Annotated in this window: 2 protein-coding genes; both read right to left on the reverse strand. The window is 34.3% G+C overall.

Annotated elements, in window-relative coordinates:
* Nucleotides 1–166: 166 nt before the first annotated feature.
* Nucleotides 167–760, reverse strand: a complete 594-nt coding sequence (gene cas6f, locus JR005_RS14085; protein WP_044435839.1) for a type I-F CRISPR-associated endoribonuclease Cas6/Csy4 — start codon at nt 758–760, stop codon at nt 167–169.
* Between the two features lie 2 nt (nt 761–762).
* The coding region (gene csy3, locus JR005_RS14090) for a type I-F CRISPR-associated protein Csy3 (protein WP_228731718.1) at nt 763–1,555 on the reverse strand (793 nt) is incomplete at its 5' end.

A 1,555-nucleotide genomic window follows, 5' to 3' on the forward strand; every position in this document is an offset into this window, starting at 1 on the left:
ATGGGTTTTCTAAATGGCGTATGTCGCCATGAACAGTAAGAATAAAGCAAAAAATAAAGTTATAACAGTGCTTTACCTCTAAAAAGTATAAAATACCCAAAGTTTTAAAGCAAAGTTATAACTTATTGATTTTATTAAGCTGTTAAAGAGTGTAAAAAATATTGGGTTAAAACTCGGGTACTGTAGATGTACGACTTAATCCATAGCTTCCAAATTTTCCAATATTTGCTTCATCAACACGTTTTTTTCCAATAATCAAACGGAAGTTCATATCATTGGTTTGGCTTTTCATATTGATATAAGGTTCAAAAGTCTCCGTTAGATCTAATGCTTTAAAGTGTTCCTGTGCCTCTTCAATTGAAATTCCACGGCGTTCTGCCTGATGAACAACACGCTGCTCAACCGTCAATTTTGGATTAACTTTAAAATAAGCAGCATAGCCGTTGATCTTATCCTCAGGAACTTTACGGGCGGATAAGACATGTACATAATCTTGCAGCCTTGCGAACCAATGAGTTAAATTCAGTTGCTCCAATGCTTCGACTGAATCCGCAAAAATACGAATTTTATCGCCTAAATAACCCAATTTTTTCTGTTGAATTAATCGATATTTAGGAAAAGATACACCGTAAGTAATTTTTCCCTGTTCATCGGTTTGTTCAGCAAAAGCAATATGTAATTGGGTATAAACTTTTGACCAAATTAAATGCAGAGGTATTTCCTCCTGCTCTAATAAAGTAATTTCTAAATAATAGAGCATATTTAATCCTTGCTACTTTGACCAAAAACACCACCCCTTACTAAAACTGCCATGACATAATGCTCTTGTTCAGGATTTTCAAGTGATTCACCCAAAGCATATTTATCAAATAAAGTAAAAAAGTCTTTTTTATCTTTCGGGGTACGATAGGCTTTGCCAAGGTTAGTCACAGCACCATATGGCTCAATCGCAATTGCTGTTTTTTTCTCATCAAATTCAGGATACCAAGTATCTATGGTACGTAAAGCATTACCTAACTTTTGTGAATGCATTGCTGCAACATCATTTACATGGTAAAGAATTTTACTTTTTTCACCTTTACCTTTATCTAATACAAGTTCTTCGCTTGGATAGACTTCTTGACCTTTACCCACCAAAGCATAAGCTTCAACTTTAATCAGTAAATAGGGAATTTCTCCTTTTAAAGCACTTGCAATTTGATGAGCTAGATTTTGTATATTTTCATCCGTAGCATCAAAATTATGCAATGGATAATTTAAAGCATTAAATGTCACTGCTGCTTGATCATTCACAGTCACAACCACTTCTACTTTTTCAGCGCCAACGCGGTTACGCCATAAAAAACGTGCATTGGCGAGATTGAGTGCATATCGTTTTGCAAGCTCACTAAAGCCATACTTAGTAATATAATTTTTAGCAACGTCATTATATGATTTCAAGAAAATTTCATTATTACAAGCAGATGGATGTTCAACTCCACCTAATACTTTTAGAGTAAATACAACTTTTAAAGTATCTTGATGCTCGCCTAAAGCACAAGCATCAACCTTTTGT

The sequence above is a fragment of the Acinetobacter sp. Colony158 genome (assembly GCF_019264745.1).
GTDB lineage: Bacteria > Pseudomonadota > Gammaproteobacteria > Pseudomonadales > Moraxellaceae > Acinetobacter > Acinetobacter ursingii.